At 71.9% G+C, this 26,573-nt stretch carries 22 protein-coding genes; 13 read left to right on the forward strand and 9 right to left on the reverse strand.

Annotated elements, in window-relative coordinates:
- Window positions 1–50 precede the first annotated feature (50 nt).
- Window positions 51–980 carry a DivIVA domain-containing protein gene (locus QWU11_RS00070; protein WP_290102844.1) on the forward strand — a complete coding sequence of 310 codons (930 nt, stop codon included), beginning with the start codon at window positions 51–53 and terminating at the stop codon, window positions 978–980.
- Window positions 981–1,115: 135 nt separating this feature from the next.
- Window positions 1,116–2,555 (forward strand): hypothetical protein, encoded by a 1,440-nt coding sequence (locus tag QWU11_RS00075; RefSeq protein ID WP_290102845.1) that lies wholly within the window; start codon window positions 1,116–1,118, stop codon window positions 2,553–2,555.
- 1,222 nt (window positions 2,556–3,777) lie between these two features.
- Here QWU11_RS00075 and QWU11_RS00080 read toward each other — a convergent pair.
- Together QWU11_RS00080 and ileS are read right to left on the reverse strand one after the other, a co-directional pair.
- Window positions 3,778–4,527 (reverse strand): DUF1707 domain-containing protein, encoded by a 750-nt coding sequence (locus QWU11_RS00080; RefSeq protein ID WP_354670790.1) that lies wholly within the window; start codon window positions 4,525–4,527, stop codon window positions 3,778–3,780.
- 90 nt (window positions 4,528–4,617) lie between these two features.
- Window positions 4,618–7,791 carry an isoleucine--tRNA ligase gene (gene ileS, locus QWU11_RS00085; protein WP_290102846.1) on the reverse strand — a complete coding sequence of 1,058 codons (3,174 nt, stop codon included), beginning with the start codon at window positions 7,789–7,791 and terminating at the stop codon, window positions 4,618–4,620.
- Between the two features lie 676 nt (window positions 7,792–8,467).
- Here ileS and QWU11_RS00090 point away from each other — a divergent pair.
- From QWU11_RS00090 to QWU11_RS00115, 6 genes are all read left to right on the forward strand, one after another.
- Window positions 8,468–8,854 carry a TraR/DksA family transcriptional regulator gene (locus QWU11_RS00090; RefSeq protein WP_354670791.1) on the forward strand — a complete coding sequence of 129 codons (387 nt, stop codon included), beginning with the start codon at window positions 8,468–8,470 and terminating at the stop codon, window positions 8,852–8,854.
- Window positions 8,855–8,862: 8 nt separating this feature from the next.
- Window positions 8,863–9,444, forward strand: coding sequence for a signal peptidase II (gene lspA, locus QWU11_RS00095; RefSeq protein ID WP_290102847.1), 582 nt, complete (start codon window positions 8,863–8,865; stop codon window positions 9,442–9,444).
- Complete coding sequence (locus QWU11_RS00100; RefSeq protein ID WP_290102848.1) at window positions 9,444–10,373, forward strand: RluA family pseudouridine synthase; 930 nt, start codon at window positions 9,444–9,446, stop codon at window positions 10,371–10,373. Before lspA ends, QWU11_RS00100 begins: the two co-directional genes overlap by 1 nt.
- Window positions 10,374–10,577: 204 nt before the next feature.
- A complete protein-coding gene (locus tag QWU11_RS00105; RefSeq protein WP_290102849.1) occupies window positions 10,578–10,979 on the forward strand; it encodes a helix-turn-helix domain-containing protein in 402 nt (133 codons plus the stop codon).
- On the forward strand, window positions 10,964–11,122 hold the full coding sequence (locus QWU11_RS00110; RefSeq protein WP_290102851.1) for a hypothetical protein: 159 nt from the start codon (window positions 10,964–10,966) through the stop codon (window positions 11,120–11,122). Before QWU11_RS00105 ends, QWU11_RS00110 begins: the two co-directional genes overlap by 16 nt.
- A 308-nt stretch (window positions 11,123–11,430) precedes the next feature.
- Window positions 11,431–11,880, forward strand: a complete 450-nt coding sequence (locus QWU11_RS00115) for a hypothetical protein (protein ID WP_290102853.1) — start codon at window positions 11,431–11,433, stop codon at window positions 11,878–11,880.
- Between the two features lie 44 nt (window positions 11,881–11,924).
- On the opposite strand, the gene QWU11_RS00120 is transcribed toward QWU11_RS00115, so the two are convergent.
- The 4 genes from QWU11_RS00120 to QWU11_RS00135 form a co-directional block, all read right to left on the reverse strand.
- Window positions 11,925–12,056 (reverse strand): hypothetical protein, encoded by a 132-nt coding sequence (locus QWU11_RS00120; protein WP_290102855.1) that lies wholly within the window; start codon window positions 12,054–12,056, stop codon window positions 11,925–11,927.
- Between the two features lie 266 nt (window positions 12,057–12,322).
- Window positions 12,323–12,634 (reverse strand): AzlD domain-containing protein, encoded by a 312-nt coding sequence (locus QWU11_RS00125; RefSeq protein ID WP_290102856.1) that lies wholly within the window; start codon window positions 12,632–12,634, stop codon window positions 12,323–12,325.
- Window positions 12,635–12,878: 244 nt separating this feature from the next.
- Complete coding sequence (locus QWU11_RS00130) at window positions 12,879–13,610, reverse strand: AzlC family ABC transporter permease (protein WP_290102857.1); 732 nt, start codon at window positions 13,608–13,610, stop codon at window positions 12,879–12,881.
- 87 nt (window positions 13,611–13,697) lie between these two features.
- Window positions 13,698–14,516 (reverse strand): AraC family transcriptional regulator, encoded by an 819-nt coding sequence (locus tag QWU11_RS00135; protein WP_290102858.1) that lies wholly within the window; start codon window positions 14,514–14,516, stop codon window positions 13,698–13,700.
- A 283-nt stretch (window positions 14,517–14,799) separates the two neighbouring features.
- On the opposite strand from QWU11_RS00135, the gene QWU11_RS47150 reads away from it, so the two are divergent.
- Window positions 14,800–15,681 carry a chorismate mutase gene (locus QWU11_RS47150; protein WP_354670792.1) on the forward strand — a complete coding sequence of 294 codons (882 nt, stop codon included), beginning with the start codon at window positions 14,800–14,802 and terminating at the stop codon, window positions 15,679–15,681.
- An 8-nt stretch (window positions 15,682–15,689) separates the two neighbouring features.
- Here the strand turns inward: QWU11_RS47150 and QWU11_RS00150 are convergent, their stop codons facing one another.
- Complete coding sequence (locus QWU11_RS00150) at window positions 15,690–17,093, reverse strand: amino acid permease (RefSeq protein ID WP_290102859.1); 1,404 nt, start codon at window positions 17,091–17,093, stop codon at window positions 15,690–15,692.
- Window positions 17,094–17,377: 284 nt separating this feature from the next.
- Between QWU11_RS00150 and dnaE the strand changes: the two genes are divergently transcribed.
- Window positions 17,378–20,902 carry a DNA polymerase III subunit alpha gene (gene dnaE / locus QWU11_RS00155; RefSeq protein ID WP_290102861.1) on the forward strand — a complete coding sequence of 1,175 codons (3,525 nt, stop codon included), beginning with the start codon at window positions 17,378–17,380 and terminating at the stop codon, window positions 20,900–20,902.
- A gap of 525 nt (window positions 20,903–21,427) precedes the next feature.
- On the opposite strand, the gene QWU11_RS00160 is transcribed toward dnaE, so the two are convergent.
- Window positions 21,428–22,390 (reverse strand): helix-turn-helix domain-containing protein, encoded by a 963-nt coding sequence (locus QWU11_RS00160; RefSeq protein WP_290102862.1) that lies wholly within the window; start codon window positions 22,388–22,390, stop codon window positions 21,428–21,430.
- A gap of 73 nt (window positions 22,391–22,463) precedes the next feature.
- On the opposite strand from QWU11_RS00160, the gene QWU11_RS00165 reads away from it, so the two are divergent.
- The 3 genes from QWU11_RS00165 (at window position 22,464) to QWU11_RS00175 (ending at window position 25,234) form a co-directional block, all read left to right on the forward strand.
- Entirely contained in the window at window positions 22,464–23,741 is a 1,278-nt protein-coding gene (locus tag QWU11_RS00165) for an MFS transporter (protein ID WP_290102863.1), read from the forward strand.
- Between the two features lie 55 nt (window positions 23,742–23,796).
- Entirely contained in the window at window positions 23,797–24,417 is a 621-nt protein-coding gene (locus QWU11_RS00170) for a GPP34 family phosphoprotein (protein ID WP_290102864.1), read from the forward strand.
- Window positions 24,418–24,520: 103 nt separating this feature from the next.
- Window positions 24,521–25,234 (forward strand): rhomboid family intramembrane serine protease, encoded by a 714-nt coding sequence (locus tag QWU11_RS00175; RefSeq protein WP_290102865.1) that lies wholly within the window; start codon window positions 24,521–24,523, stop codon window positions 25,232–25,234.
- A 42-nt stretch (window positions 25,235–25,276) separates the two neighbouring features.
- Here QWU11_RS00175 and tuf read toward each other — a convergent pair whose 3' ends face one another.
- Window positions 25,277–26,494 (reverse strand): elongation factor Tu, encoded by a 1,218-nt coding sequence (gene tuf, locus QWU11_RS00180; RefSeq protein ID WP_290102866.1) that lies wholly within the window; start codon window positions 26,492–26,494, stop codon window positions 25,277–25,279.
- Window positions 26,495–26,573: the final 79 nt, after the last annotated feature.

Raw genomic sequence — 26,573 nt, forward strand, 5'->3', positions numbered from 1 at the left:
TCGGGTACCGTCCGTTCGGGGACAGACTCCAAGCGCGCCAAGGAGACCAGATGCCGCTGACACCCGCGGATGTGCGTAACAAGCAGTTCAGTACCACCCGGCTTCGGCCGGGATACGACGAAGAGGAGGTCGACGCTTTCCTCGATGAGGTCGAGGCCGAGCTCGACCGGCTCATCCAGGAGAACGAGGAGCTGCGCGCCAAGCTCGCGGAGTGCCTCCGTGGCAAGGTGCCGGCGATGGCCGCCCCCATCGTCGAGCCCAAGCCCGAGATGACCCACATGCCTGAGCCGCCCAAGCCTCCGGAGCCCAAGGAGCCGGAGCCCGTGCTCGGCGGTCTCGGCATGCCCCAGCAGGCCCCCCCGCCGCCTCCCGTTCAGGTGAGCAGCCCGGGTGAGGACAACATGGACACGGCCGCCCGCGTGCTCGCGCTCGCGCAGCAGACGGCCGACCAGGCGATCGCCGACGCCCGCCGCGAGGCCGACGAGACCCTGGGCCGCGCACGCCGCGAGGCCGAGGAGATCCTCGGAAAGGCCCGCCGCCAGTCCGAGCAGATCGTCAGCGAGGCCCGCGCCCGCGCCGAGTCCCTCGAGCGCGACGCGCAGGACCGTCACCGCCAGGCGATGGGCTCCCTCGTGCAGCAGCGCGAAGAGCTCGAGCGCATGGTCGACGACCTCAACGCCTTCGAGCGTGAGTACCGCAGCCGCCTGAAGGCCTACCTCGAGGGCCAGCTGCGCGAGCTCGAGGCCGGCAGCCACGGCGGCCCGTTCGGCGGCCCCACCGGCACCGGTCCGCAACCTGCTCAGCAGCAGCAGCAGCCCGTGCCGCAGCACGCCGAGGTCCGCAACGGCCAGCCCGCGGTGGGTCCGGGTAACACCGGGCAGAACCCGTTCCCGCAGCAGCAGCCCGAGCCGGTCCAGCACGCCCAGCACGCGACCGGGGGTTTTCACACCGCCGACAACCCGCCGCACGACCGCCGGTGACCACGCCAGCGTCATGAGAGGGCGAATGTCTCTCTTAGAACAAAGTGGTAGCGGGTTGGAGGCGGCCGAATCGGTCGAAGTTGCGCTAGCGTTGCTGCGCATCTCCGTACGACGGTCGGTAGAGGGAGACCTTGCGTGATCATCCTGAGTGGTGTGCTCGTCGTGGTGGCGATCGCCCTTCTTGTCACGGGCATAGTCACCGGCAACACCGGGCACGAGGTAGCGGGGCTTGACGGGCTGAAGCTGATCTATGTCTCCATCGGAGTCAGCATCATCTCCGCCCTGTGCCTGGCCATCGGGGTGTTCCTGCGACGCAAGGAGCTCTTCGGCAGCGCCGAGTCCGCGAGCACCAAGCGGTCCGCGGCGAGCCGGTCCGGCAAGGCCGCCAGGCCGGCCAAGGCCAAGGCGCGCGTGGGAGCGGGAGACGACGCCCCGACGGTCCCCGCGACCTCCGCGACGGCGCTGGACGTGCCCGCCGAGACGAGCGTCTTCGTGGTCCCCGGCCGCAAGCGCTACCACCTGGAGACCTGCCGTCAGCTGGCGGGCCGCGACAAGGAGGAGCTCACCTTCGTCGAGGCGCGTGAGGAGGGCTTCACGGCGTGCACGGCATGCCTGCCCGACACGGCCCTGGCGGTACGAGCGGCCTTCACCGAGAACGACTCCGAGGAGTCGGATGACGCCCGGTCCACCGAGTCCCTGGACACCGCCGACCTCGGCGGCCGAGGCGACGACCCGGCACAGGTGACCCGGACCGACCTGCCGGTCACCCGGCTGGACGACGACGACATCCCCAGCACTACCACTTCCTCCTCCTCTGACTCGGGCACCGCAGAGATCGAGCCCGCCGCCGCGTCCCCAGCGGCCGCCGAGCTCCGCGACGAGCCCGAGACGAGCACCCGTCCCGAGAGGGAGGGTGCCGCCGAGACGACCCAGTTCGACCAGGTCGGCGACATCCCGGAGGCGGCACCCGAGCCGGCCGCGGAACGACCCTCAGCGGCGCGCAAGCGGTCGTTCTTCGAGCCCCTCGAACGCCCCGACGGCTCGGAGCAGGACTCGGCCGACGATGAGCCGGCCGAGGACACGAGCCCGCCGGAGACGACCGACGAGGGCCCGGCCGAGGAGACTGCGAGCCACGAGGACGCGTTGGTGGAGCCGGAGGCACCTGAGCCGCCGGAGGACGACGCCGAGGCCGAGGAGCCCGTGGTCGAGGAACCGGTGGTCGAGGAAGCTCAGGCCGAGGAGCCGCTCGCCGGGAGCACCGACGACCTGGTGGCGGACGAGCCGGAGCCGGAACCCGCCGTCGAGGAGCCGGAGCCGGCCCCCGAGCCCGAAGCGGCCGAGGAAACGCCCCCCGCCGAGGAGCAGGACGAGCCCGCGGCCCACTCGGACCTGCCGTTCGTCCGCATCCTGAGCGGCACGAAGCGCTACCACCGCCCGGACTGCGCCCTCATCGAGGACATCGCCGACGACGCGGACGACCTGGAGACCCTGTCCCCGGCGGCGGCAAAGGAGCGGGGCTGCACCCCGTGCCTGGTCTGCCAGCCGGACAAGGACCCGTCAGACGACTCGTTCTGACCTGAGGCGACGGGGTCGCTCGCCGAACGAGGCGCTAGAGGCGACGAGCAGCCCTCCGCCGAGGAAGTCGTGGGTGAACTCGCGATCGCCGCCCGAACCCGCCGAGGTCCGCGCGAAGCCCCCGAGTTTCGCTGCCGGACGCGGCACCCGTTCCCTTGGGTGGGCGGCTGGGGACGACATGGGTGGTGGGACAGTTGGCCGGGTGCGTGACTGCCCGCCTGAACAGCCTTTTGCCGAGGTGGTCGTGAGTGATCCTGCGGCGCCGATCCTGCGGTTCGTTCGCGTTCTGAGCGGCGCGAAGCCCCCGGGTTCCCTTGCCGGAGGCGGCACCCGGTCCTCCTTAGGCGGTAGTGAACAACCGGGCGTGGCCGCTCGCCCTGAGCCGACCTCTGCCGAGGAGGTCGTGGCGAGCCGGCCGACCGCCGGAACCCGCCGTTTGGTCCGCACCCCGAGTGGAGCTAAGCCTCGGTTCAGTGGGTGGCGACGGTATCTGGTCCGCGCCGTCCTTGTCCGTGCCGAAGGCCACGGTTACCTCAATTCCTTCGCCGCCAGCCGTGTCGCGACCGATCACGAGCCGGAGGCGGGCGAGCAGGAGCCGTTCTTCCGCCGTCAGCCCTGCGTCCGCCGCCGGTCAGCGCCGCCGCCGCGTCGACGTGCGTAAGGCGGGTTGCGGGGGATGGCACGGGTAGCGGACCAGTTGGCCGAGCGCGTGTTCAGGACGCGATCGGTGTCCGGGCAGCGGTGATCGGCCGGGACCGCGTGCGGTCGCTCACCAGGCCGGTCGCGCCTGCCGAACGCGCGCCGGATCCCGATGTGGTGAGTGGCGTCGTGGCTGCGACCGGCATCACTGCTGAGTGCGCGCTCGCGGTGCCGCCGACAGCGGCGCCGGCTGGCCCTGCTGGGCCGCTTGGATCCGGAGGCGGACGAGGAGCCGGAGGCGCGCCGGATTCCGGTGCGGGGAGCGGTGCTGTCGGTGCGGCCGGTGGCGAGCCGGTGCCGGTTTCCGGGGCAGGATCGCGGCCGGCGGGGATGGCTGCGGAGTCGCTGGACCGCCCGCCGTCTCGCCGAGTGCGAGTGGGGCCACCCCCCGACCGTCCCTCATCAAAGACATCGCCGGCCGGCCTGAGAACAACCCTTCCCGGCAGGGCCGCGGGCTGTTCGGGTGACGCCTGCCCGCAGGCCCCTCGCCATCTCCTCCGCGGCGGGCGGCGCGCGTCAGGGGTCAGCCGCGGTGGCGGCGGCGGAGTTCGCGTTGCTGGTCGCGGAACTCGCGCTGGACCTCGCGCTGCTTGTCACGGAACTCGCGGTGGATGCGCCGCTGCTCCTCGTGCAGCCGCCCGTGGCCACGAGCCCTCGAGGACTCGTCCGCGCCACGGCGTTCCACACTCACGCCGCCGAACAGCGCGAAGCCCGTCAGCCGGATCACCGGCGCCTCCGGGTCGAGCGTGTCGTCCGACGGCAACGACGTGCCGCCGAAGATGGCCGAGATCGAGTTGGTCACCCGTACGCCCGGGGGCAGGATCATGTTGACGCCGCCCATCACCGCGACGATGTTGATCGTGACCTCCCGTCGCGAGAGGACCGCCTGCCGGAGGTCGAGTTCGACCCCGCCGCACACGGCGACCACGTTGGTCTCCGGTTCGATCAGCCAGCGTCCGCGGCGTTCGGCGCCGCTGAAGACGGCCACGATGTTCGGCGCGCCGGACTCCGGCGGGGGCAGGTCGTCGCGTACGGGCGGCGCGGTGGCCGGTGCCGGGGTGCCGCCCGTCGCGGGCAGGTCGTGCACGATCGGGGCGAGTTCGGCGTACGTCTTCGCCTGGTAGGCGGCGTCGAGGCGCTCGGCGTGCTCGTCGGCGGTCAGCCGCCCCTCGGCCAGGGCCTCGCGTAGTTGGTCGGCCACCCGATCGCGGTCGGCGTCGGAGGCGCGCATACGCGCGGGGTCGGGCTCGGCCGGCCTCTCTGAAAGGTCCACACACGCATCATTCCGTACGGAACAGGCACAGCCAACGTTCCGTACGGACGATCCCGGCGAGGCGACGACGGCCCCGCCGGGATCGCGCGTTCACGACGACCGGCGCAGCCAGAAGGTCAGCCGCAGGTCCTCGTCGCGGTTGGCGGGCAGGTCCTCCTCCGGCTCCTCGTCGTGCCAGGTGTCGGCGAGCACCTCGCCCGCCACCTCGGCGCCGTGCTCGGCCAGCGCCTCGTCCAGGTCGGCGTCGGTGGTGTGCCACCACAGCTCGATCCGGTCGGTGATGTCCAGGCCGGTGTTCTTGCGGGCGTCCTGCACCAGGCGGATCACCTCGCGCACCAGCCCGGCGCGGCGCAACGACGGCGTCACGGTCAGGTCCAGCCCGACCGTCTCGCCTGCGGCGCTCTCCACCGCCCAGCCGCTGCGCGGCCGCTCGGTGACGATCACGTCACCCGGGGCCAGCTCGACCTTGCCGACCTCGGCCGCCTCGACCGTCGCCGTACCGCCGTCGCGCAGGGCGTGGGTGAGCGCGGACGGCTCGGCGGAGGTGATCGCCTGGGCGACCTTCGGGGTCTGCTTGCCGAAGCGCTTGCCGAGCTCGCGGAAGTTCGGCTTCACGACGTACTCGACGAGGTCTCCGCCGATCGAGGCGAGCGTGTCGAACCCCTGGACGTTCAGCTCGTCGGCGATCTGGTCGCGCAGCTCGTCAGGCAGCGACCCCCATCCGGCCGCGCCGACCAGGGCCCGGCCGAGCGGCTGCCGCGTGCGTACGCCCGAGGAGGCCCGCGCGGCGCGGCCCAGCTCGACCAGCCGCCGTACGAGCGCCATCTGCTCGGTGAGAGAAGGGTCGAGCAGCGCCTCGTCCACCGACGGCCACGCCGCGAGGTGCACCGAGTCCGGCGCGTCCGGGAGCCGCAGGACGTCCCACACGTAGTCGGTGAGGAACGGCGCGATCGGCGCCATGAGCCGGGTCAGCGTCTCCAGGCACTCGTACAGGGTCGCGAAGGCCGAGGCGTTCGCGGCCCCGCCCTCCGGGCCCTCCCAGAAGCGGCGGCGGGAGCGGCGGACGTACCAGTTGGACAGGTCGTCGATGAACTCGGCGAGCCGCCGCCCGGCGGCCGTCGTGTCGAAACCCTCCAGCGCGGTGTCCACCTCGCGTACGGTCCGGTGCAGCTCGGCGAGCACCCACCGGTCCAGCAGCGGCCGCTCCGCGGGAGCCGCCGTACCCGGCGTCCAGCCCGACGCGTTGGCGTACAGGACGAAGAACGACACGGTGTTCCAGTACGTCAGCAGGATCTTGCGGACGATCTCCTCCAGCGCCGCGTCGCCGACGCGGCGGGCCGCCCACGGCTGCCCGGCCGCCGCCATGTACCAGCGCAGCGCGTCGGCGCCGTGCTTGTCCATCAGCGGGATCGGCTCCAGGACGTTGCCGAGGTGCTTGCTCATCTTGCGGCCGTCCTCGGCGAGGAGCAGCCCGAGGCACAGGACGTTCTCGTACGAGGAGCGGTCGAAGACGAGCGTGCCCACGGCCATGAGGGAGTAGAACCAGCCGCGGGTCTGGTCGATCGCCTCGCAGATGTACTGCGCGGGGTAGGAGCTCTCGAACGTGTCGTTCCGCCGGTGCGGCGCGCCCCACTGGGCGAACGGCATCGAGCCGGAGTCGTACCAGGCGTCGATCACGTCGGGCACGCGCCGCGCCTCGCCCTCGCACTGCGGGCAGGGGAAGGTGACGTCGTCGACGAAGGGCCGGTGCGGGTCGAGCGCGCTCAGGTCCTGGCCGGCCAGCTCACCGAGCTCCTTGAGCGACCCGACGCAGGTGGCGTGATCCTCCTCGCACAGCCACAGCGGCAGGGGAGTGCCCCAGTAGCGGCTGCGCGACAGCGACCAGTCGACGTTGTTCCGCAGCCACTCGCCGTACCGGCCCTCCTTGATCGTCTCGGGGAACCAGCTGGTGCGGTCGTTCTCCGCGAGGAGCTGGTCCTTGATCGCGGTCGTCTTGATGTACCAGGCGGGCAGCGCGTAGTAGAGGAGCGGCGTGTGGCACCGCCAGCAGTGCGGGTAGCTGTGCTCGTACGCCTCGGAGCGGAACAGCAGGTCCCGCTCCTTCAGGTCGTCGATGAGCGGCGGGTTGGCGTCGCGGAAGAACATCCCGCCGACGAGCGGCACCGGCAGGTCGAACCGGCCGTCGGGCTTGATGGGGTTCACGACCGGCATCCCGGCGGCCCGGGTGGCGGCGAAGTCGTCGGCGCCGAACGCGGGCGCCAGGTGGACCAGGCCCGTGCCGTCCTCGGTGGTGACGAAGTCCGCGGTCAGCACGCGGTGGGCGTCCGGGATCTCCACGAGGTCGAACGGGCGCCGGTAGGCGGTGCCGGCCAGCTCGGACCCGGCGTGCCGGGAGACGATGTGCCAGCCCTCGCCGAGGACGCGGGCGAACAGCGGCTCGGCGACGACGACGCGGCCGGGCTCGCCCGAGCGCGCCGCGACGACGTACGTGACGTCGGGGTGCACCGCGATGGCGGTGTTGGAGACGAGGGTCCACGGGGTGGTGGTCCACACGAGCAGGTCGGTGCCCTCGAGCGGGCCCTCGGCGAGGGGGAACCGTACGGTCACCGACGGGTCCGTCACGGTCTCGTAGCCGCCCGGCTGGCCGAGCTCGTGGTCGGACAGCGGGGTGCCGCAGCGCGGGCAGTACGGGCTGATGCGGTGGTCGCGTACGAGCAGGCCCTTGTCGAAGATGACCTTGAGCGACCACCAGACGGACTCGACGTACTCCGGGTCCATGGTGCGGTACGCCTGGTCAAGGTCGACCCAGTAGCCCATGCGCTCGGTCATCGCCTCGAAGGCGTCGACGTGGCGGAGCACCGACTCGCGGCAGCGCCGGTTGAACTCCGCGACGCCGTACGCCTCGATGTCCTTCTTGCCGGACAGGCCGAGCTCCCGCTCGACGGCCACCTCGACGGGCAGGCCGTGGCAGTCCCAGCCGGCCTTGCGGCGGACGCTGAGGCCCTTCATGGTCTTGAACCGCGGGAAGAGGTCCTTGAACACGCGGGCCTCGACGTGGTGGACGCCGGGCATGCCGTTCGCGGTCGGCGGCCCCTCGTAGAACACCCACGGGTCGCCGTCGGCGGTCTGCTCGAGGGAGCGTTCGAAGACCTTGCCCTCATCCCAGCGGCGCAGCACCTCGCGTTCGAGGCCGGGCAGGTCGACCTGGGCGGGCAGGGCACGCATCCTGCGCGGCTGCGGCTCGGCGGGCATCTCGTCGGGCATACGGCACCTCCGGCGTCACGGAATTCGACGTGGACCGGAGGGACGAGGCGGTCAGCCCCGCGGTACCACCCTCCTTGGCCGTCCCCCAGGAGGAGACGACCCGCTCATTGCGCTCGGCTGCCGGGTCTACTGGGCCGTTACGGCCGTTCTGCCGGCGGCTATGGGGTGATCGGACCGCCGGGCACGCCCCCGGACTCACACCGTCTCCGGGTCGCTCAAGGCTGCGTACGGCGGCAGGTGTCCCCATCAACGCCTTGCCGATAGCGACGATAACGTACGGCGGCCCATGAGTTCTTCCCGATTCCGATGCCGGGTCACGACCGGAAGGGTCGGATGATCTGTCCGAAACCGGGGTGTTTCAACTTCGTTCGCGGTGGTTTGGGCGGCGGCCCAGGGTCAAGTTTGGGTAAGCCGGCGGCCACGGCCAGGTTGCTAACCAGGTGTATTAGGACATATGCGGCGTGTTACAAGACCTGGTCATTTGCCGTCTCGCGGAACCGCGACCTATGCTTCCCGCACTGCCAGAGATGATCGGCGCAAGGGGGGCCCGACTATGGACGGCACTGCCGGCCCGAAGGATAGGAATCCCACGGCTGAGGCGCCGCGTGCGACCCGCTCCGGAACACGGCGCGCGTCCACGACGGGGCGAAAGATCTCCCCGGCGACCGCGAAGCGGTTGCCGGTCCGCCAGGGGGAAGGTCACTGGACGGCCGGCGAGCTCGCCGACGTACGCGACCGGCTCGAACTCGAGATGGTCGACCTGCGAAACGAGATCGCGGCGGCGGAGTCCCAGATCGCCGAGAGGATGAACGACGCGGCCGAAGGCGCGGGAGACGACCAGGCCGACGCGGGGGCCAAGACGTTCGAGCGCGAGCAGGAGATGGCGCTCACCTACAACGCGCGTGACCTGCTCGCTCAGAACGAGCGCGCGGTCGACCGGATCGGCCAGGGCACATATGGTGTGTGCGAGTCGTGCGGTCAGCCGATCGGGAAGGCGCGCCTGCAGGCCTTTCCACGTGCGACCCTATGCGTGATATGCAAACAGAGAGAGGAGCGTCGCTAAGCGACGCCATGAACTCAGGGCAAGACGGCGGCCTACGCCCGCGGCGGATCGGCGTGCTCGTCGCGATCGCGACGGCGGCTCTGGCGCTCGACGTGGTCACCAAGATGATCGTGGTGGCCACGTTGCCGGACCGGACCGTCGATCTGCTCGGCGGCCTGCTCACACTGACGGAGCTCCGCAACAGCGGCGCCGCCTTCAACATCGGCACCGGCGCCGGCGTGACGCTGGTCTTCACGGTCATCGCGGCGGGCGTGGTGGTGGCGATCCTCCGCTACGCCCGTAAGCTGCGCAGCCTGCCATGGGCGGTCTCGCTCGGCCTGCTGCTCGGCGGCGCCTTGGGCAACCTCGCCGACCGGATGTTCCGCGCGCCCGGCGTGTTCCGCGGGCACGTGGTCGACTGGATCGAGCTGCCGCACTGGCCGGTGTTCAACCTGGCCGACGCCTCGATCGTCTGCGGCGGCATCCTGGCCGTCCTGCTGGCCTCACGCGGGCTGCAGGTGGACGGCACGGTGCAGCGCGACGGCGAGCAGCCTGAGCCTGCCGCCGACGAGGACCAGAGCGACGGCTCCAGGCCGGACGCCAAACGCTGATGGCCGAGCATCGCAGTCTGCCCGTACCCGACGGGCTCGAAGGCGAGCGCCTCGACGCCGCGCTCGCACGCCTTTTCGGTCTCTCGCGCACCCGCGCGGCCGAGGTCATCGCCGCCGGCGACGTGCTCGTCGACGGCCAGGCCGGCGCCAAGTCCGACCGCATGCAGGCGGGGTCCTGGCTCGAGGTGACCCTGCCCGCCCCGCCGTCGGCCCCGGTGGCCCGCCCGGAGCCGGTACCCGGCATGTCGATCCTGTACGAGGACGACGACATCGTCGTGATCGACAAACCGATCGGCGTCGCCGCCCACCCGACCCCCGGCTGGACCGGCCCCACCGTGCTGGAAGGGCTGCTCGGCGCCGGCCACACGCTCGCCACCAGCGGCGCCGCCGAGCGCCAGGGCATCGTCCACCGTCTCGACGCCAACACCACCGGCGCGATGGTCGTGGCCAAGAGCGAGGCCGCCTACTCCCTGCTCAAGCGCGCCTTCAAGGAACGCACCGTCGACAAGCGCTACCACGCCCTCGTCCAGGGCCTGCCGGACCCGCTGCGGGGCACGATCGACGCCCCGATCGACCGGCACCCCTCCGGCGACGGGCGCTGGGCGGTCGTCGCGGGCGGCCGTCCGTCGGTGACCCACTACGACGCCATCGAGGCGTTCCGCGCGGTCAGCCTGCTCGACATCAAGCTGGAGACCGGCCGTACGCACCAGATCCGGGTGCACATGTCCGCCGTGCACCATCCGTGCGCGGGCGACCTCGCGTACGGGGCCGACCCGACGCTTGCGGCACGGCTCGGGCTGAAGCGGCAGTGGCTGCACGCCGTACGTCTCGGGTTCGAGCATCCCGGCGACGGGCGATGGGTGGAGTTCGAGAGCCCGTACCCGGACGATCTGGCGCACGCTCTCGAGGTCGCGGCCGACGAGTCGTAGGCAGGCCGCCGGTTCGTCCGGCCTCGGCGCGGCGGGCGAGCGTACACCCACGCGGCGCAGGCCGGCTGACCGGCGCCATCCACCCATGACGCCGTCACCCGGACGGCGAGGCCGCTCAGGGGGCGCAGGACTCCGCGGGGCGCGCTCACCTCGTTCGCCGTGGACGGAGTACAGAGTGTGAGAGGTTCACTACGATCTGACGTGATGTCACCGAGAAGAGCGTCCGTCCTGCGCGGCGGCGACCTGAGTCTGCGTGATCATCTGATCGCCTCCGCCGAGGCCCTCATGGCGCGGCGGGGGACCGCCGGGCTCACCGTGTGCGACATCGCCCGTGAGGCGCGGGTCGCCGACGGGGTGCTCTACAACCACTTCGCGGACAAGGAGGACCTCCTCGCCCAGGCGCTGCACGCCCACGTACGCTCCGTCGAGCGCTCGCTGGGCGACCTGCCCGAACAGGCGGGCACGGGCGGCGTGGAGGACAACCTGCGCGCGTACATCGCCCACGGGCTGGCGCTGCACACCGGCATCCTGCCCGCCTCGCGGCCTACCTCCGCGCCGAACGCGACCTCGCCCCGCACGCCGACCCCGACATGGCCGCCACGTTGATCATCGGTGCCTGCCACGAGGTCGTCCTGCCGCCCCTGCTCCGCGGCGGCGCCGCGACCGGGATCGAGGTCCCGGACGGCTTCGCCGACGATCTCGTCGCCGCGGTCATGCCCGGCATCGGCCCTGAGACGCGACGCCCCTAGAACGTGCGGCCCGCGCTGGCCGGCGGGCGGCGGGGCCGGTATTCTCCCGGCAGGCGTTGATCCACCGCCCAACCTCCTTCGGCCCTCCCCGGCAGGGCCGCCCGGCGGAGGCAAAGGGGACTGGTCTTCCCGGATCGCTGGTCATCCGCCCGCCACGGGCTCCTCGCCGGGGGCCGAGTTCCGTGGTTTCCGAGGGCCTGATGACAGCGAACAGACACTTCAAGCGTCGCGTACGCGACCGCGCTCGCCGTACGGGCGAGTCCTACACCGCTGCCCTCAGGCACCTCAGGGAAGCGAAGGAGCAGCCCGTGAAGTGGCAGCGCATCGAGAAACCCGACTTCGGCTACGCCGTCCACGTCCCGCACGACTGGGACGAGCGGCCGCCGAACCTGAAGAACTCCCCCTGGGAGACGGCCCGGTTCGGTGACCAGGCCGACCGCCGGCGCAGCGTCGTCGTGTTCCGGGGGCCGACGAGGCCCGGGCGTACGGCCGAGGAGCTCATCGAGCAGGTGACCACCTCGCTCGGCAACGCCGGCTTCACGGACTTCGAGAGCACCGGCGTCCGGCTCGGCGGGCGGGCCGGGATGCGCCTGGACTGCGCCCGGCACGACGCCGGCCGGATGTGGGCCGTACGGGAGTACTTCGTCGCCGGGAACGGCGTGTACTTCTGCCTGGCCCTGGGCTCGGCCGTACCCGGGGAGGACGAGGCCCTCTTCGACGCGATGGCCGAGCGTTTTGAGATCTTCGAGGTGAGCTGACGGGGGAGGAGGGGCGGCCCCGGGGCCGCCCCTCCGAACCGGCCTCAGGCGCTCACGAGGAGCGTGGACTCCGTCGACCCTTCGACGAGCACCTCTTCGGGGAGGTAGTGCCGCGGCGCCACGGCGAAGACCGCTATGGCGACAGTCCCGTCGTACTCCGCCGTGTAGCAGAGCACGTCCTCGTCCCAGGTCTCCCGCAGCCCCGACCTCAGGGCGCCGCTGACCTGCCGGTACGCCGGGCTGACCAGAAGCTGCTGGAGGGTGGACTCCAGGGCGTCTCGAACGACCGGTCGGGGAGCGGGTGCGTTGGTGACGTAGAAGACGTGGCCGCAGGTCCGGCGGGAGAGGCTCTCGCCGCACTGGCCGGGCCGGGTTACGTTGAAGCGGTCGTCCGAGGTGTTCGGCTTCGGCCATGGTCGTGACCGGTTCTGTCAGGGGTCTCTCAGAGCCCGGACAGGCGGAGCCCGGCCGTCACGACCGCCGCGGCGAGCAGGATGACGAGAAAGGGTGCACGGAGAAGAAGCGCGATGACGGCTGCGGCCATTCCGGCGAGGCGGGGCGCGTCGAGTTCGAGGGCACGGCCGTTCGCCAGGGCCTGCACGGCGATGAGCGCGGTGAGGAGCGCGACCGGCACGAGTTCGCTGAACCGCCGGACCCGGGGGTCGCCGAGCACCCGCTGGGGCACGACGAGCCCGGCGAGCTTGAGCCCGTAACAGCCGATCCCGGTCGCGACGACGGCGATCCAGACGGTCATACGTCCCTGCCTCCTTGATCACGGATGGTCCGCGGGTCGGTCGTGCGGAAGCCGCGGCGAATCACGGCCGGTCCTCGGCGGACGGGCCGGCGCCCTTCCCGGGAGCCGGGCCGGGCGGCGCCCCGGGCGGTACGGCGGCCGTACGGGCGCGGCGGGTCATGGGTGAGGCGAGGCGGGTCCGGGCGCGGGTCGAGGCCGGCGCCTGGAGAGGCCGGGCCGGAGGATCCGGCCCGCGTGGGACCCGTCATGAGCGGTTCTCTGGGGCGGTGAGGGCGGGTTCGGGGGCCGGTTCGCCGGGGTCCTGCGGCGTATCGGCGGGGCGCCGGATGAGGCCGGCGAGCGCGGCCAGGGCGGTGAGCATCACGGGGAGGCCGGGCGGGAGCAGGGGCGTGGTCGCGATCGCCACGACGGCGGCGAGGACGGCGACCCGCCGCTCGGCGGCGCCCGCCAGCCGGGGCCACAGCAGGCCGAGGAACGCCGCCGGCCCGACCACGTCCAGCCCGTACGTCCGCGGGTCGCCCAGTCGTGAGGCGCCGATCGCGCCGCCGAGGGTCGAGAGGTTCCAGACGGTGAAGAGGCTGATCGCGGTGGCCCAGAACCCCGCCCGCGCCTGCGGAGGGCCGGGCTGGGCGGTCGCCACGGCCGTGGTCTCGTCGATGACGAGGTGCGCGGTGAGCAGCCGCCGCAGGCCGCGTACGCGCAGCGTCTCGGCCAGGCGCAGCCCGTACAGCCCGTTGCGCCCGCCGAGCAGGACCGCCCCGACGGCGCCGGCGATGAGGTCGCCCCCGCCCGCGACCACGCCGATCAGCGCGAACTGCGAGGCCCCGGAGAACGCCAGCAGGCTGAGCGCGCACGCCTGCGGCACCCCGAGCCCGGCCGCGACCGCGGCGGCCCCGAACGCCACCCCGGACAGCCCGACCGCGAACCCGACTCCCAGCCCGTCCCGCACCGCCGATCGTGTCAGCGTCGAATCCATACCCCGACCCTAGGAACGCCCGGCCAGGGGTGTCTTGCACGAAATTGCACCGAACGGCCCGCCTCCGCGGGGCTGCCGGAGGTCCTCTCAGGCGGTGCGGCCGAGGAGGTAGGCGCCCGGGGGTACGCCGACGACGCGTTTGAAATGGCGGGTCAGGTGCGGCTGGTCGGTGAAGCCGGTCCGGGCCGCGACCTCGGCCGGGCGCAGGCCCGCGTCCAGGAGCTCGCGGGCCCGCTGGACGCGGAGGTTCGTCAGGTACGCGTGCGGCGGCAGGCCGTACGCCGCGCGGAAGGCCCGCAGCAGTGCGAACGGGCCGGCGCCGACCGCCTCGGCGAGCTCCTCCAGCGACGGCGGCGCGGTCAGCCGCTCGTGCAGCAGGTCGCGGGCCGCGCGCACCGCCGGGGGAGCGATGCCGCCGGCCCCCGTACGGCCCGGCGGAGCACCGTGCCGGCCCAGGATCGCGGCCAGCGCCGTTCGCAGCGCCGACGACGACGCCAGGGCGTCGCCCCGCGCCACGCTCGCGTGCACCGTCCGCAGCAGCCGCGCCGCCGCGGGGTCGTCCACGATGGTGGAGGGGAAGTACGGCGTCCCGCGCGGCGCGCCCAGTTCGTCCGCGACCTCCCGTACGACGTCCACCGCCGGGTAGAGGACGCGGTACCGCCAGCCCTCCGGCACGCCCGCGTGCCCTGTGTGCACGACCTCCGGGTTCAGGATCACGACCTGGCCGCGCGCCGCCCGAAGCAGGCTCCCGGCGTGCTCGAACTCCTCGACGCCGGACTCGATCAGCCCGATCGTGTACGTCGCGTGCGCGTGCCGCGAGTAGCGGTGGGTGACGTAGCGGGCGCTCAGCAGGTCGACCCCGGGCTCCGTCGGATGCCTGCGGTAGTGCGCCACTTCCCCGTCCACCCCAGTGAGCCTATAACCCGCAAAACAGACATGCCGTCCGCGATGTGAGACGCCGCATTCCGGAAGTTGGCACGCCGCCCGTCGCGGCGGCTACCATCGAACGCATGGATCGTCGCTATTTCGCGTTTACGACGCCGGCTCCGGGCGAGCCGGTCGCCGCGCGCTGACGACGACCACCACCCGAGCCGGCAGAGGCAGAGCCCCCCACGGGCTCTGCCTTTCGCGTTCTCCACGAACGAATGTGGGCGGCTCCCGGAGGGCACCGCCCGGAGGGAGCACCCCGATGGACCTGACCGACCAGGACACCGCCGTGATCGTCGCCGGTCCCGGCGCGGCGCCCGACGTGGCCATGACGAGCCTGCGCCACCGGCACGGCCGCGTGGACGCCGCCACCGAGCTGACGAGGCTGCGCGCGGCGTACGACGGCCCGCTGCTGGTCGAGCCGTTCTCCGCCCTGGACCTGCCGGCCATCGCGGCGCACGCCGACGGCGTCGTGGTCGGCGCCGCCTGGATGCAGGACTACCAGCTCCTGCGCGCCGTCGCCCGTACGGGCCGGCCCGTCGTCGTCCAGCGCGCTCCGGCCGCGACCCTGGAGGAGTGGCTGTCGGCGGCGGAGTACTGCGTCGCGGAGGGCAACCACGAGGTCGTCCTGTGCGAGACCGGCAGCCGTACCCACCTGCCGCACCCCACGATCGACCTGTCCCTCGTACGGGAGGCCGGCCGCCGGTGGCCGGTCCTCGTGGACGTCTCGGCCGAGCCCGCGCTCGCCCTGGCCGCCCTCACCGCCGGCGCGCGCGGCCTGCTGCTGGGGGAGGACGCCGCACCGGAAGAGGTCGCCGAGGTACGCGCCAAGGCCGCCATGCTCGCGCCGCTCCTGCGCGACGAGACGCCCGAGACGATCGAGGACGCGCGGGCCGCGATCGACCGGGTCGACGCGGCGCTCGCCACCCTCCTCGAACGCCGGGCGGGCCTGGCCGGGGTCGTCCAGCGGCTGAAGCCGGTCGGCGGGTTCGCCGGGCGCGACCTCGGCCGCGAGCGCCGGATCGTCGAGGCGATGGCCGCCCGCGCGCCCCGGCTCGGCCCCGACCGCATCGCCCGCATCATGGGCGCCGTCATCGAGGCGGGCCTGCAGGCGTCGGAGGAGCACGACCTGTCACGCGCGTGAGGAAGGGCTCAGGCGAGCCGCCGCCGTACGGCCCGCCAGCCCGCGAACAGCACCACGAGCACCACGGGCAGGGACCAGAACGCGATCTGGTTGGCGTCGTCGGAGAAGGCCATCAGGCCGACGACGACGGCGAGGAAGCCGAGAGTGACCCAGTTCGTGACCGGGGCGCCGGGCATGCGGAAGGAGGGCCGGGTCATCTCGCCCCGGCGGGCGGCCGCGCGGAGCCGGAGCTGGCAGTAGACGAGCGTCGCCCACACCGCGACGACGCCGAGCGAGGAGACCGACGTGGCGATGTCGAAGGCCATCTTCGGCACCGCGTAGTTGAGCGCGACGCCCAGCATCAGCACGACCGCGGTGAACAGGATCCCGCCGTACGGGACGTGCCGGTCGTTCATCCGCCCGACGAACTCCGGCGCCTCGCGCCGCAGGGACAGGGCGCGCATCACGCGGCCGGTGGCGTACAGGCCGGAGTTGCAGGAGGAGAGGGCCGCGGTGAGCACGACGGCGTTCATGATGTCGCCGGCGCCGGGCACGCCGAGCCGGGAGAAGACCGTCACGAACGGGCTCTCCCCGCCGTTGTAGGCGGTCCACGGCAGCACCATGACCAGCAGCACCACCGAGCCGACGTAGAACACCCCGATCCGCCAGACCACGCCGTTGATCGCCCGGGGCAGCACGCGGCGCGGGTGCTGGGTCTCGCCGGCCGCGATGCCGACCATCTCGATGCCGGAGTAGGCGAAGACCACGGCCTGCAGGCTCATCAGCACCACCGGCAGCCCGTGCGGCAGCAGGCCGCCGTGGGAGGTCAGGTTGTGCGGTCCGGCGTGCGCGTGGCCGACGCCCGCGCCGGTCAGCACGAGGCCGATCCCGACGAACAGGAACGTCACGATGGCGAGCACCTTGATCACCGAGAACCAGAACTCCAGCTCACCGAAGAGCCGTACGGACAGGAGGTTCACGGCGAGCAGGACGACGAGCGCGGTCAGGGCGGTCACCCACTGCGGCACGCCGGGCAGCCAGCGGTGCACGTAGATGCCGATCGCGGTCGTCTCCGCCACGCCGGTCATGGCCCAGTTGAGCCAGTAGAGCCAGCCGCTGGTGAAGCCCGCCCAGGGGCCGATGAACTCCCGCGCGTACGAGACGAAGCTGCCCGCGGTGGGGCGGTGCAGTACGAGTTCGCCGAGCGCCCGCATCACGAAGAAGGCCGCGACGCCGCAGACGGCGTAGGAGAAGATCAGTCCGGGACCGTCCGCGGCGAGCTTTCCGCCGGCGCCGAGGAACAGGCCGACGCCGATGGCGCCGCCGATCGCGATCATCTTGACCTGGCGGCCGCTCAGGGACGTGGCGTAGCCCTCATCGCCCTCATCGCCCTCGCCCGCGAGCGTGCCCGGCGGATCCAACGTCCTCGACACGCCCGCCCTCCGGTCGCCTGCCTTCATCGGACTGTCTTGATGCCCGAGTACCGGCCTGACCATACAAGACGCCGGAGTGTGTACGGGTCGTCACACGTGCGATCATGCCTGGGAGCGGGGTCTTTCGGACATCTTGAGTGTCGGGCCCCGAACTGTCAGCAGGGACCCGTTAGGCTCATGGGGCCGCCGTGCGACCGGTAGCCAAAAGAGACGAAAAAACCTTCGACGCCGACGCGTGCCCCCGGCACGTGTGGGTGCCGCATGCCTGAAGGAGGCGCACGCGCATGGGTGACTCGTTCGTGCATCTACACGTGCACACCGAGTACTCGATGCTCGACGGGGCGGCCCGTCTCAAAGAGATGTTCGCCGAGGTCGGCAAACAGGGCATGCCCGCGGTGGCCATGACCGACCACGGCAACACGCACGGCGCGTACGACTTCTACCGGCAGGCGACCGCCGCCGAGGTCACCCCGATCATCGGCATCGAGGCCTACGTCGCGCCCACCTCGCGCTACGTCAAGCAGCCCGTCCGCTGGGGCGAGCCCAGCCAGAAGAGCGACGACGTCTCCGGTGGCGGCCACTACACCCACAAGACGATCTGGGCCCGCGACAAGGTCGGCCTGCACAACCTCTTCAAGCTGACCAGCCGCGCCTACACCGAGGGCTTCGTGCGCAAGTGGGCGCGCATGGACTTCGAGCTCCTCGAGGAGCACTCGGCCGGCCTGATGGCCACCACCGGCTGCCCGTCCGGTGAGGTGCAGACCCGGCTGCGGCTCGGCCAGTTCGACGAGGCGCTCAAGGCGGCCGCCAAATACCAGGACGTCTTCGGCAAGGAGAACTACTTCCTCGAGCTGATGTACCACGACCTCGACATCGAGCGCCGCGTACGCGACGGGCTCGTCGAGATCAGCAAGAAGCTCGCCATCCCCCCGGTCGTCACCAACGACTCGCACTACACGCGCGAGGCCGAGTCCGCCGCGCACGACGCGCTGCTGTGCATCCAGACCGGCAAGCAGCTCGCCGACCCCAACCGCTTCAAGTTCGGCGGCTCGGGCTACTACCTCAAGACCGCCGACGAGATGCGGGCGATCGACAGCTCCGACATCTGGGCCGAGGGCTGCCGCAACACGCTGCTGGTGGCCGAGAAGGTCGACCCGTCCGGCATGTTCGAGTTCCGCAACCTCATGCCGCGTTTCCCGGTCCCCGAGGGCGAGACCGAAGAGTCGTGGTTCCGCAAAGAGGTCTGGCTCGGCATGGACCGGCGCTTCCGTGACGGCTTCGACGACGAGCACCGCAAGCAGGCCGAGTACGAGATGGACGTCATCTGCCAGATGGGGTTCCCCTCCTACTTCCTCGTGGTCGCCGATTTCATCATGTGGGCCAAGAACAACGGCGTCGCGGTGGGCCCGGGCCGTGGCTCGGCGGCCGGCTCCCTCGTCGCGTACGCGATGGGCATCACCGACCTCGACCCGCTGCCCCACGGGCTGATCTTCGAGCGGTTCCTCAATCCCGACCGCGTGTCCATGCCCGACATCGACGTGGACTTCGACGAACGCGGGCGGGCCGACGCCATCCGCTACGTCACCGAGAAGTGGGGCGCCGACAAGGTCTCCATGATCGCCACCTTCGGCACCATCAAGGCGAAGGCCGCGATCAAGGACGCCGGTCGCGTCCTCGGCTTCCCGTACGCCCTCGGCGACAAGATCTCCAAGGCATTCCCGCCCGCGGTGATGGGCAAGGACATCCCGCTGTCGGGCATCTTCGACAGCAAGCACCCGCGCTACGGCGAGGCCGGTGAGCTGCGGAAACTGTACGACGAAGAGACCGACGTCAAGCAGATCATGGACCTGGCGCGGGGCCTGGAGGGCCTGATCCGCCAGACCGGCGTGCACGCCGCCGGCGTGATCATGTCCGCCGAGCCACTGACCGACCACATACCGATCATGCGCCGCGACAGCGACGGCGTGATCATCACGCAGTTCGACTACCCGACCTGCGAGACGCTCGGCCTGCTGAAGATGGACTTCCTGGGCCTGCGCAACCTCACGATCATGCAGGACTGCCTCAAGGCCATCAAGCTCAACAAGGGCGAGGACATCGACCTCCTCGAACTCCCGCTGGACAACCGCAAGGCGTACGAACTGCTGGCGCGCGGCGACACGCTCGGCATCTTCCAGCTCGACGGCGGCGGCATGCGCTCGCTGCTGCGGCTGATGCGCCCGGACAACTTCGAGGACATCTCCGCCGCCCTCGCGCTGTACCGGCCCGGCCCGATGGGCGCCAACTCCCACACCAACTACGCGCTGCGCAAGAACGGCCAGCAGCCGATCACGCCGATCCACAAGGAGCTCGAAGAGCCCCTCAAGGAGATCCTCGGCACGACCCACGGCCTGATCGTCTATCAGGAGCAGGTCATGGCGATCGCGCAGAAGGTCGCGGGCTACAGCCTCGGCCAGGCCGACCTGCTGCGCCGCGCGATGGGCAAGAAGAAGAAGTCGGAGCTGGACAAGCAGTACGCCACGTTCGAGTCCGGCATGCAGGAGAACGGCTATCCCGCCGACGCGATCAAGGCGCTGTGGGACATCCTGCTGCCCTTCTCCGACTACGCCTTCAACAAGGCGCACACCGCCGGATACGGCCTGGTCTCCTACTGGACCGCCTACCTCAAGTCCAACTACGCCGCCGAGTACATGGCGGCGCTGCTCACCTCGGTCAAGGACGACAAGGACAAGAGCGCGCTCTACCTCAACGAGTGCCGCCGCATGGGCATCAAGGTGCTGCCGCCGGACGTCAACGAGTCCGACGCGGACTTCACCCCGAAGGGCGACACCGAGATCCTGTTCGGCCTGACCGCGATCCGCAACGTCGGCGGCAACGTCGTCGAGGCGATCATCGCGGCGCGGCGCGAGAAGGAGCGCTTCACCGACTTCCAGGACTTCCTGCGCAAGGTGCCGCCCCAGGTCTGCAACAAGCGCGTGGTCGAGTCGCTGGTCAAGGCGGGCGCCTTCGACGACCTCGGCCACGAGCGCAAGAGCCTCGTGATGGTGCACGAGGCCGCCATCGACGCGATCATCGACATCAAGCGCAACGAGGCGATCGGGCAGGACTCCCTGTTCGGCGGCGCCGAGGACGTGGTCGACACGAGCTTCGACGTCGCCATCCCGGAGGGGGAGTGGGACAAGACGACCCTGCTGGCCTTCGAGCGCGAGATGCTCGGCCTGTACGTCTCGGACCACCCGCTGCTGGGCATCGAACACATCCTGTCGGCCAACGTCGACTGCTCCATCGCCGCCCTGACCGCCGACGAACGCCCGGACGGCCAGATCGTCACCGTCGGCGGCCTGGTCTCGGGCCTGCAGCGCAAGGTCACCAAGAAGGGCGACTCCTGGGCCCTCACCGTCCTGGAGGACCTCGAGGGCGCGATCGAGCTGATGATCTTCCCGTCGGCGTACCAGCTGTGCTCGACCCTGCTGGCCGAGGACGCGATCCTGGTCGTCAAGGCCCGCCTCGACAAGCGCGAGGACACCGCGAAACTGATCGCGATGGAGGTCACCCAGCCGGACCTGACGGTCGCCGACACCGGCCGCCCGCTGACGGTGTCCCTCCCGGTCACCCGCGTGACCCCGCCGATCGTCGAGCGGCTGAAGGAGGTCCTCGGCACCCACCCGGGCCAGACCGAGGTCCACCTGCAGTTGCAGAACGGCCCCCGCACGACGGTCGTCCGCCTGGACGACCGCCTCCGCGTGACCGCCTCCCCGGCACTGATGGGCGACCTGAAACAACTCCTCGGCCCCGCCTGCCTGGTCTGACCCACACGCGGCCCGCCGCCGGAGTCCGGCTTTTCACCCGGCGGCCATCGCGCCCCGGCCCAGCCGGGACGCGGGCCTGACGCGCCGGAGACGGCTCGACGCGGACGCGGGCGGGTAGTAAGTAGCCCCTCGGCCCGGGGCCGGCCGGCCCGGTGCCACGGACAGCCGTGCCGTGCGGCCTGGTCGGCGGCCCGGCCGAGGACGAGGCGGCCGATCCCGCGCCCACACGGCGGCGGGCGACGATCATCTCGTGGGCGTACAGCGCCGGTCCGTCCTCCCGGTGCCACAGGTCCTCGTCCGGGCGGCCGAGCGAGGCGGCGTCGGCCGTCTTCCCGCCCACCTCGGCGATCCAGGCGCGACCCTGGCGTACGCAACGCCGGCAAGCTTCCGTCGCCGGCCCTCTCCCACCTGCACGTCCACCGCTCGACTTCGCAGGCGGCGAGCCACGTCCCGATAAGGCGATCATGGCGCGCCTCGGTCGCGCGGTGGATGACGGGGTGCGCCATCCCCATGTCCGCGGCCGGGTCAGGCGGTGCGGCCGAAGGTTCGGCGGTAGGTCGTCGGGGAGACGCCCACGGCGGTGTGCAGGTGCTGTCGCATCGAGGTGGCCGTGCCGAAGCCCGCTCGCTCGGCCACGCGGTCGATCGGCAGGTCCGTCGTCTCCAGCAGGCGGCGGGCCTCCTCGATCCGCTGGCGCAGCAGCCACTGTGCCGGGCTGACCCCCGTCTCCTCCCGGAACCTTCGCGTGAACGTCCGTACGCTCATCCCCGCCTCCCTCGCCAGCCGCGGCAGGCCCAGGGGCTCGTGCAGGTTGGCCAGCACCCAGGCGCGCGTCGGCGCGGTCGAGGTGCCCGTCGGCTCGGGCAGGGGGCGTTCGATGAACTGCGACTGGCCCCCGTCGCGCCATGGCGGGACCACCGAGCGGCGTGCCGCGCGGTTGGCCACCTCGCTGCCGTGGTCGCGGCGGATCACGTGCAGGCACAGGTCGATCCCCGCGCCCACGCCCGCCGACGTCAGCACGTCGCCGTCGTCCACGAACAGCACGTCGGCGTCGAGCCGTACGCGAGGGTAGAGCGCGCGGAACCGGTCCGCGTGCAGCCAGTGCGTCGCCGCCCGGCGGCCCTCCAGCGCGCCCGCGGCGGCCAGGACGAACGCGCCCGTGCAGATCGACATCAGCCGCGCGTCCGGTCGCCGTGCGGCCAGGGCCGCGGCCACGGAGGGCTCCAGCGTGCCCGAGGTCATCGCCGCGCCGTCGTGGACGCCTGCCACGACCACCGTGTCGGCCTCGGCGAGTGCCGAGGGCCCGTAGCCGGGCATCGCCTGGAAGCCGCCCGACGTCCGTACGGGCCCGCCGTCCGGGGTGCACGTGCGCACCCGATAGAGCCGGCGGCCCTCCCCGTCGCGCGCCGCGCCGAAGATCTGCGCGGGTACGCCCAGGTCGAACGCCACGACGTCGTTCAGCGCGAGGACGACGATCTCATGAGCCATGGCCCGATTATTTCAGATGATGGCTTTCCGGCCACTCGTACCGTACGACGGGAATGTCCGAGGATCGGTGTTTGTGACAGCGACACTCCCCGACGCCCCGCGCAAGACCCCGGTGCGCCCGCACCGCGCCTGGATCGTGGCGGCCGTCGCCCTCGTGGCCCTGGTGGGCGCCGCCGGGTTCCGCGCCACCCCCGGCGTCCTGATCGACCCGCTCCGCGACGAGTTCGGCTGGCCGCGCGGCACGATCTCCTCCGCCGTCTCGGTCAACCTCGTCCTGTACGGCCTGACCTCGCCGTTCGCGGCGGCGCTCATGGACCGCTTCGGCATGCGGAAGGTCGTCGCCGGCGCGCTCGTCCTCGTGGCGATCGGCAGCGGGCTGACCGTCTTCATGACCGCGCCGTGGCAGCTCATCGCCTGCTGGGGCGTGCTGATCGGCCTGGGCACCGGGTCGATGGCGATGGTGTTCGTGGCCACGGTGACCAGCCGCTGGTTCGTCGCGCGCCGGGGGATCGTCACCGGCGTGCTGACCGCGGGGGGCGCCGCCGGCCAGCTCGTCTTCCTGCCGGTGCTGGCCGGCCTGACCGAGATGTACGGCTGGCGGTCCGCGGCGGTCACGGTCTGCGTCTCCGCGCTCGCCGTCGTCCCGCTCGTCGTGATCCTCCTGCGCGACCACCCCGAGGACGTCGGGCTCCTTCCGTACGGTGCCACCGAGCCGGTGCCCCGCGTCACGGGCACCGGCGCGGCCCGGCGGGCGGTCGGCTCGCTCGCCACGGCGGCCAGGACGCGCGTGTTCTGGCTGCTCGCCGGCGGCTTCGCGATCTGCGGGGCGTCGACGAACGGGCTGGTCGGCACGCACTTCATCCCCGCCGCGCACGACCACGGAATGCCCGAGACGACCGCGGCGAGCCTGCTGGCCCTCGTCGGTGTCTTCGACGTGGTCGGCACGATCTTCTCCGGCTGGCTCACCGACCGGATGGACTCTCGCGTCCTGCTCGGCGTCTACTACGCGCTGCGCGGCTGTTCGCTGCTCATCCTGCCGAGCCTGTTCGCGCGCACGGCCCACCCGAGCATGCTGGTGTTCATCATCTTCTACGGCCTGGACTGGGTGGCGACCGTGCCGCCGACGGTCACGCTCTGCCGGGAGAACTTCGGGATGTCCGGCCCGATCGTCTTCGGCTGGGTGTTCGCCTCGCACCAGATCGGCGCGGCGATCGCGGCCGTCGCCGCCGGAGTCGTACGCGACCATCTGGGCGACTACGCCGCCGCCTGGTACGGCGCGGGCGCGCTCTGCCTGGTCGCGGCCCTGCTCTCCGCGCGGATCCGCCGGGGGCCCGTCCCCGAGCCCGCCTGACGCACTTTGCCCTTTGTTCACCGACAGGACGTACGGCCCGTTTAGCGTCTCCAATGTGTCAGAGACGCTGGCGGAGGAGCTGCTGCTCCTCGCACACGACATCCGTGGCAAGTGCCGAATCGTCCCCACCGCGATGGACTGCGGTGTCACCGGAGCGTTGCTGTCCGAGCTCGGCCTGGCCGGCCATGTCACCGTGGAGGACTCCGTCCTGGTGGCGACCGGCGACCGGCCGGCCGGCGACCCGATCCTCGACGAACTGCTCGCCGGGATCGTGGCCTCCTCCCGTACACCGCGGGAGTGGGTCACGCGCCTGCGCGGGTCCGGCCTGACCGAACGCCTGCTCACCCGCATGGTGCAGGACGGCCGGGTCGAGGTCGACCATCACCGCAATTACGGCCTGTTCGCCGAGACCTGGTACCCCGTACGCGACATCGTCGCGCTCTGGGAGGCCCACCAGCGCGTGGTCGTCGCCGCGACGGCGCCCGTGGCCCCCGACGAGCGGACGCCGGCCCTCGGCGCGCTCGCCGAGGCGGCCGGGCTCGGCAAGGTGTTGTTCGCCACCTCGGGCGACTGGCGCGCGCTGTGCGAGCGGGTACGGGAGGCGACGGCGGGCGACTGGGCCGCCGAGGCCGTACGCCGCACCATCGGCGCCGAGCGCAGGAGCGCCTCGGTCTGACCGTACGCTTCGCGAGAACGAGGCCGCGTGATCCGCTCACGCGGCCTCCGGCGGGCTATCTTTCCGGGGAGGGACTGCTTCGGCCGGAGAGGCGCGGGTGATCATGGGCAGCGAGGACGGGCGGCGACCGCTCGACGCCGAGGCGGTGCTCGCCGAGGCGGTGAAGGCGTTCTGGGTGATGGTCGGCGTGCTGGCGGTCATCTGGATCGTGCAGGTGGTCAACTGGATGGACGACTACCGGCTCAGCGTGCACTACGGCATCCACTCGCGTGACCTCGCCGACGTCACCGGCATCATCACGGCGCCGTTCCTGCATCTGAGCTGGGGCCACATCGAGGGCAACTCGGGGCCGCTGTTCATCTTCGGTTTCCTCGCCGCGTTCCGCGGCGTCAAGCGCTTCCTGAGCCTGACCGCCCTGATCGTCGTGGTGAGCGGCGCGGGCGCGTGGCTGTTCTCCGGCCAGGGCACGGTGACGGCGGGAGCCAGCGGCGTGGTCTTCGGCTACTTCGGCTACGTCATCGTGCGCGGCTTCTTCGACCGGCACCGGCTCGACATCGCGGTCGGCCTGGTCATGGCCCTGTGCTTCGCGTACCAGTTCACGGTGCTGCTGCCGCACCGCGGCATCAGCTGGCAGGGCCACCTGTTCGGCTTCGCCGCCGGCATCGCGGGCGGCTGGCTCCTGCGCGACCGCCGCGCCGGCAAGGTCAAGGGCGGCGAGACCCGGCCCCTGCCCGCGCCGACGGGCGCCGCCGTACAGACCTCCTCCGCGGGCACCCGGGCCGACCTGCTGAAGCAGATCGACGAGATGGGCCTCTGACGAACGGCCCGCCGGGCGGCATGGCCCGGCGGACCGTACGTCTCAGTCGAGCAGGGCGGTGACGGTGCCCGCTCCGACGGTGCGGCGGCCCTCGCGGATGGCGAAGCCGAGGCCCTCGTCCAGCGCGATCGCGCGGCCCAGCGACACCGTCATCGTGACCGTGTCCCCGGGCAGCGCCATGCCGCCCTCGCCCATCGCGATCTCACCCGGCACGTCCGTCGTCCGGATGTGGAACTGCGGGCGGTACCCGGTGAAGAACGGCCGGCTGCGGCCGCCCTCCTCCGCGCCGAGCACGTACACCTCGGCGCGGAACACCGCGTGCGGCCGGGTCGCCCCCGGCGCGGCCACGACCTGGCCCCGGCGCACCTGCTCGCGGCGTACGCCGCGCAGCAGGAGGGCCGTGTCGTCCCCGGCCTCGGCGTGGTCCATGGTCTGGCCGAACGTCTCCAGGCCCGTGGCCACGCTCGCGACCGTCTCGCCCAGGCCGACGACCTCGACGCGCTCCCCGAGCCGGATCGAGCCCTGCTCCACCACCCCGGTCACGACCGTGCCGCGGCCGGTGATGGTGAGGACGTTCTCGATCGGCATGAGGAACGGCAGGTCCAGCATCCGCACCGGCACCGGCACGTACGCGTCGACCGCCGCGAGGAGGTCCTCGATCCGCCGGACCCAGTACGGGTCGCCCTCGAGCGCCCGCAGCCCGGACACCCGGACCACCGGGACCTCTTCCCCGGGAAAGCCGTACCGGGACAGCAGCTCGCGCACCTCCAGCTCGACCAGGTCCAGCAGTTCGTTGCCTTCACCCCCGTGACTAGGCCCCGCCGCCCCCCAGCCCGACGCCGTGTCCGCCTTGTTGAGGGCGACCACGATGTGCCGTACGCCGACCTGCCGGGCGAGCACGACGTGCTCACGGGTCTGCGGCATCGCGCCGTCCCGCGCGGACACGACCAGGATCGCCCCGTCGATCTGGGCCGCGCCGGTGACCATGTTCTTGACGTAGTCGGCGTGGCCGGGCATGTCGACGTGGGCGTAGTGCCGGGCCGGCGTCTCGTACTCGACGTGCGCGATGTTGATCGTGATGCCGCGGTCCCGCTCCTCGGGGGCACGGTCGATGCCGTCGAACGGCACGACCTCGGCCAGCCCCTGCCGGGCCAGCACCGAGGTGATCGCCGCGGTGAGCGTGGTCTTGCCGTGGTCGACGTGACCCATCGTGCCGATGTTGATGTGGGGCTTTCCGCGCGCGTACAGGCGCTTGGCCATGACGTGTCCTCAGACGTTCCGAAACGGGGAGAACCGGAGGCGGTGCACAGGGGACCGCCGCGCCACCCTCCTCCGCGGG

It is taken from the genome of Actinomadura sp. DC4 (genome assembly GCF_030406325.1).
Taxonomy (GTDB): Bacteria; Actinomycetota; Actinomycetes; order Streptosporangiales; family Streptosporangiaceae; genus Actinoallomurus.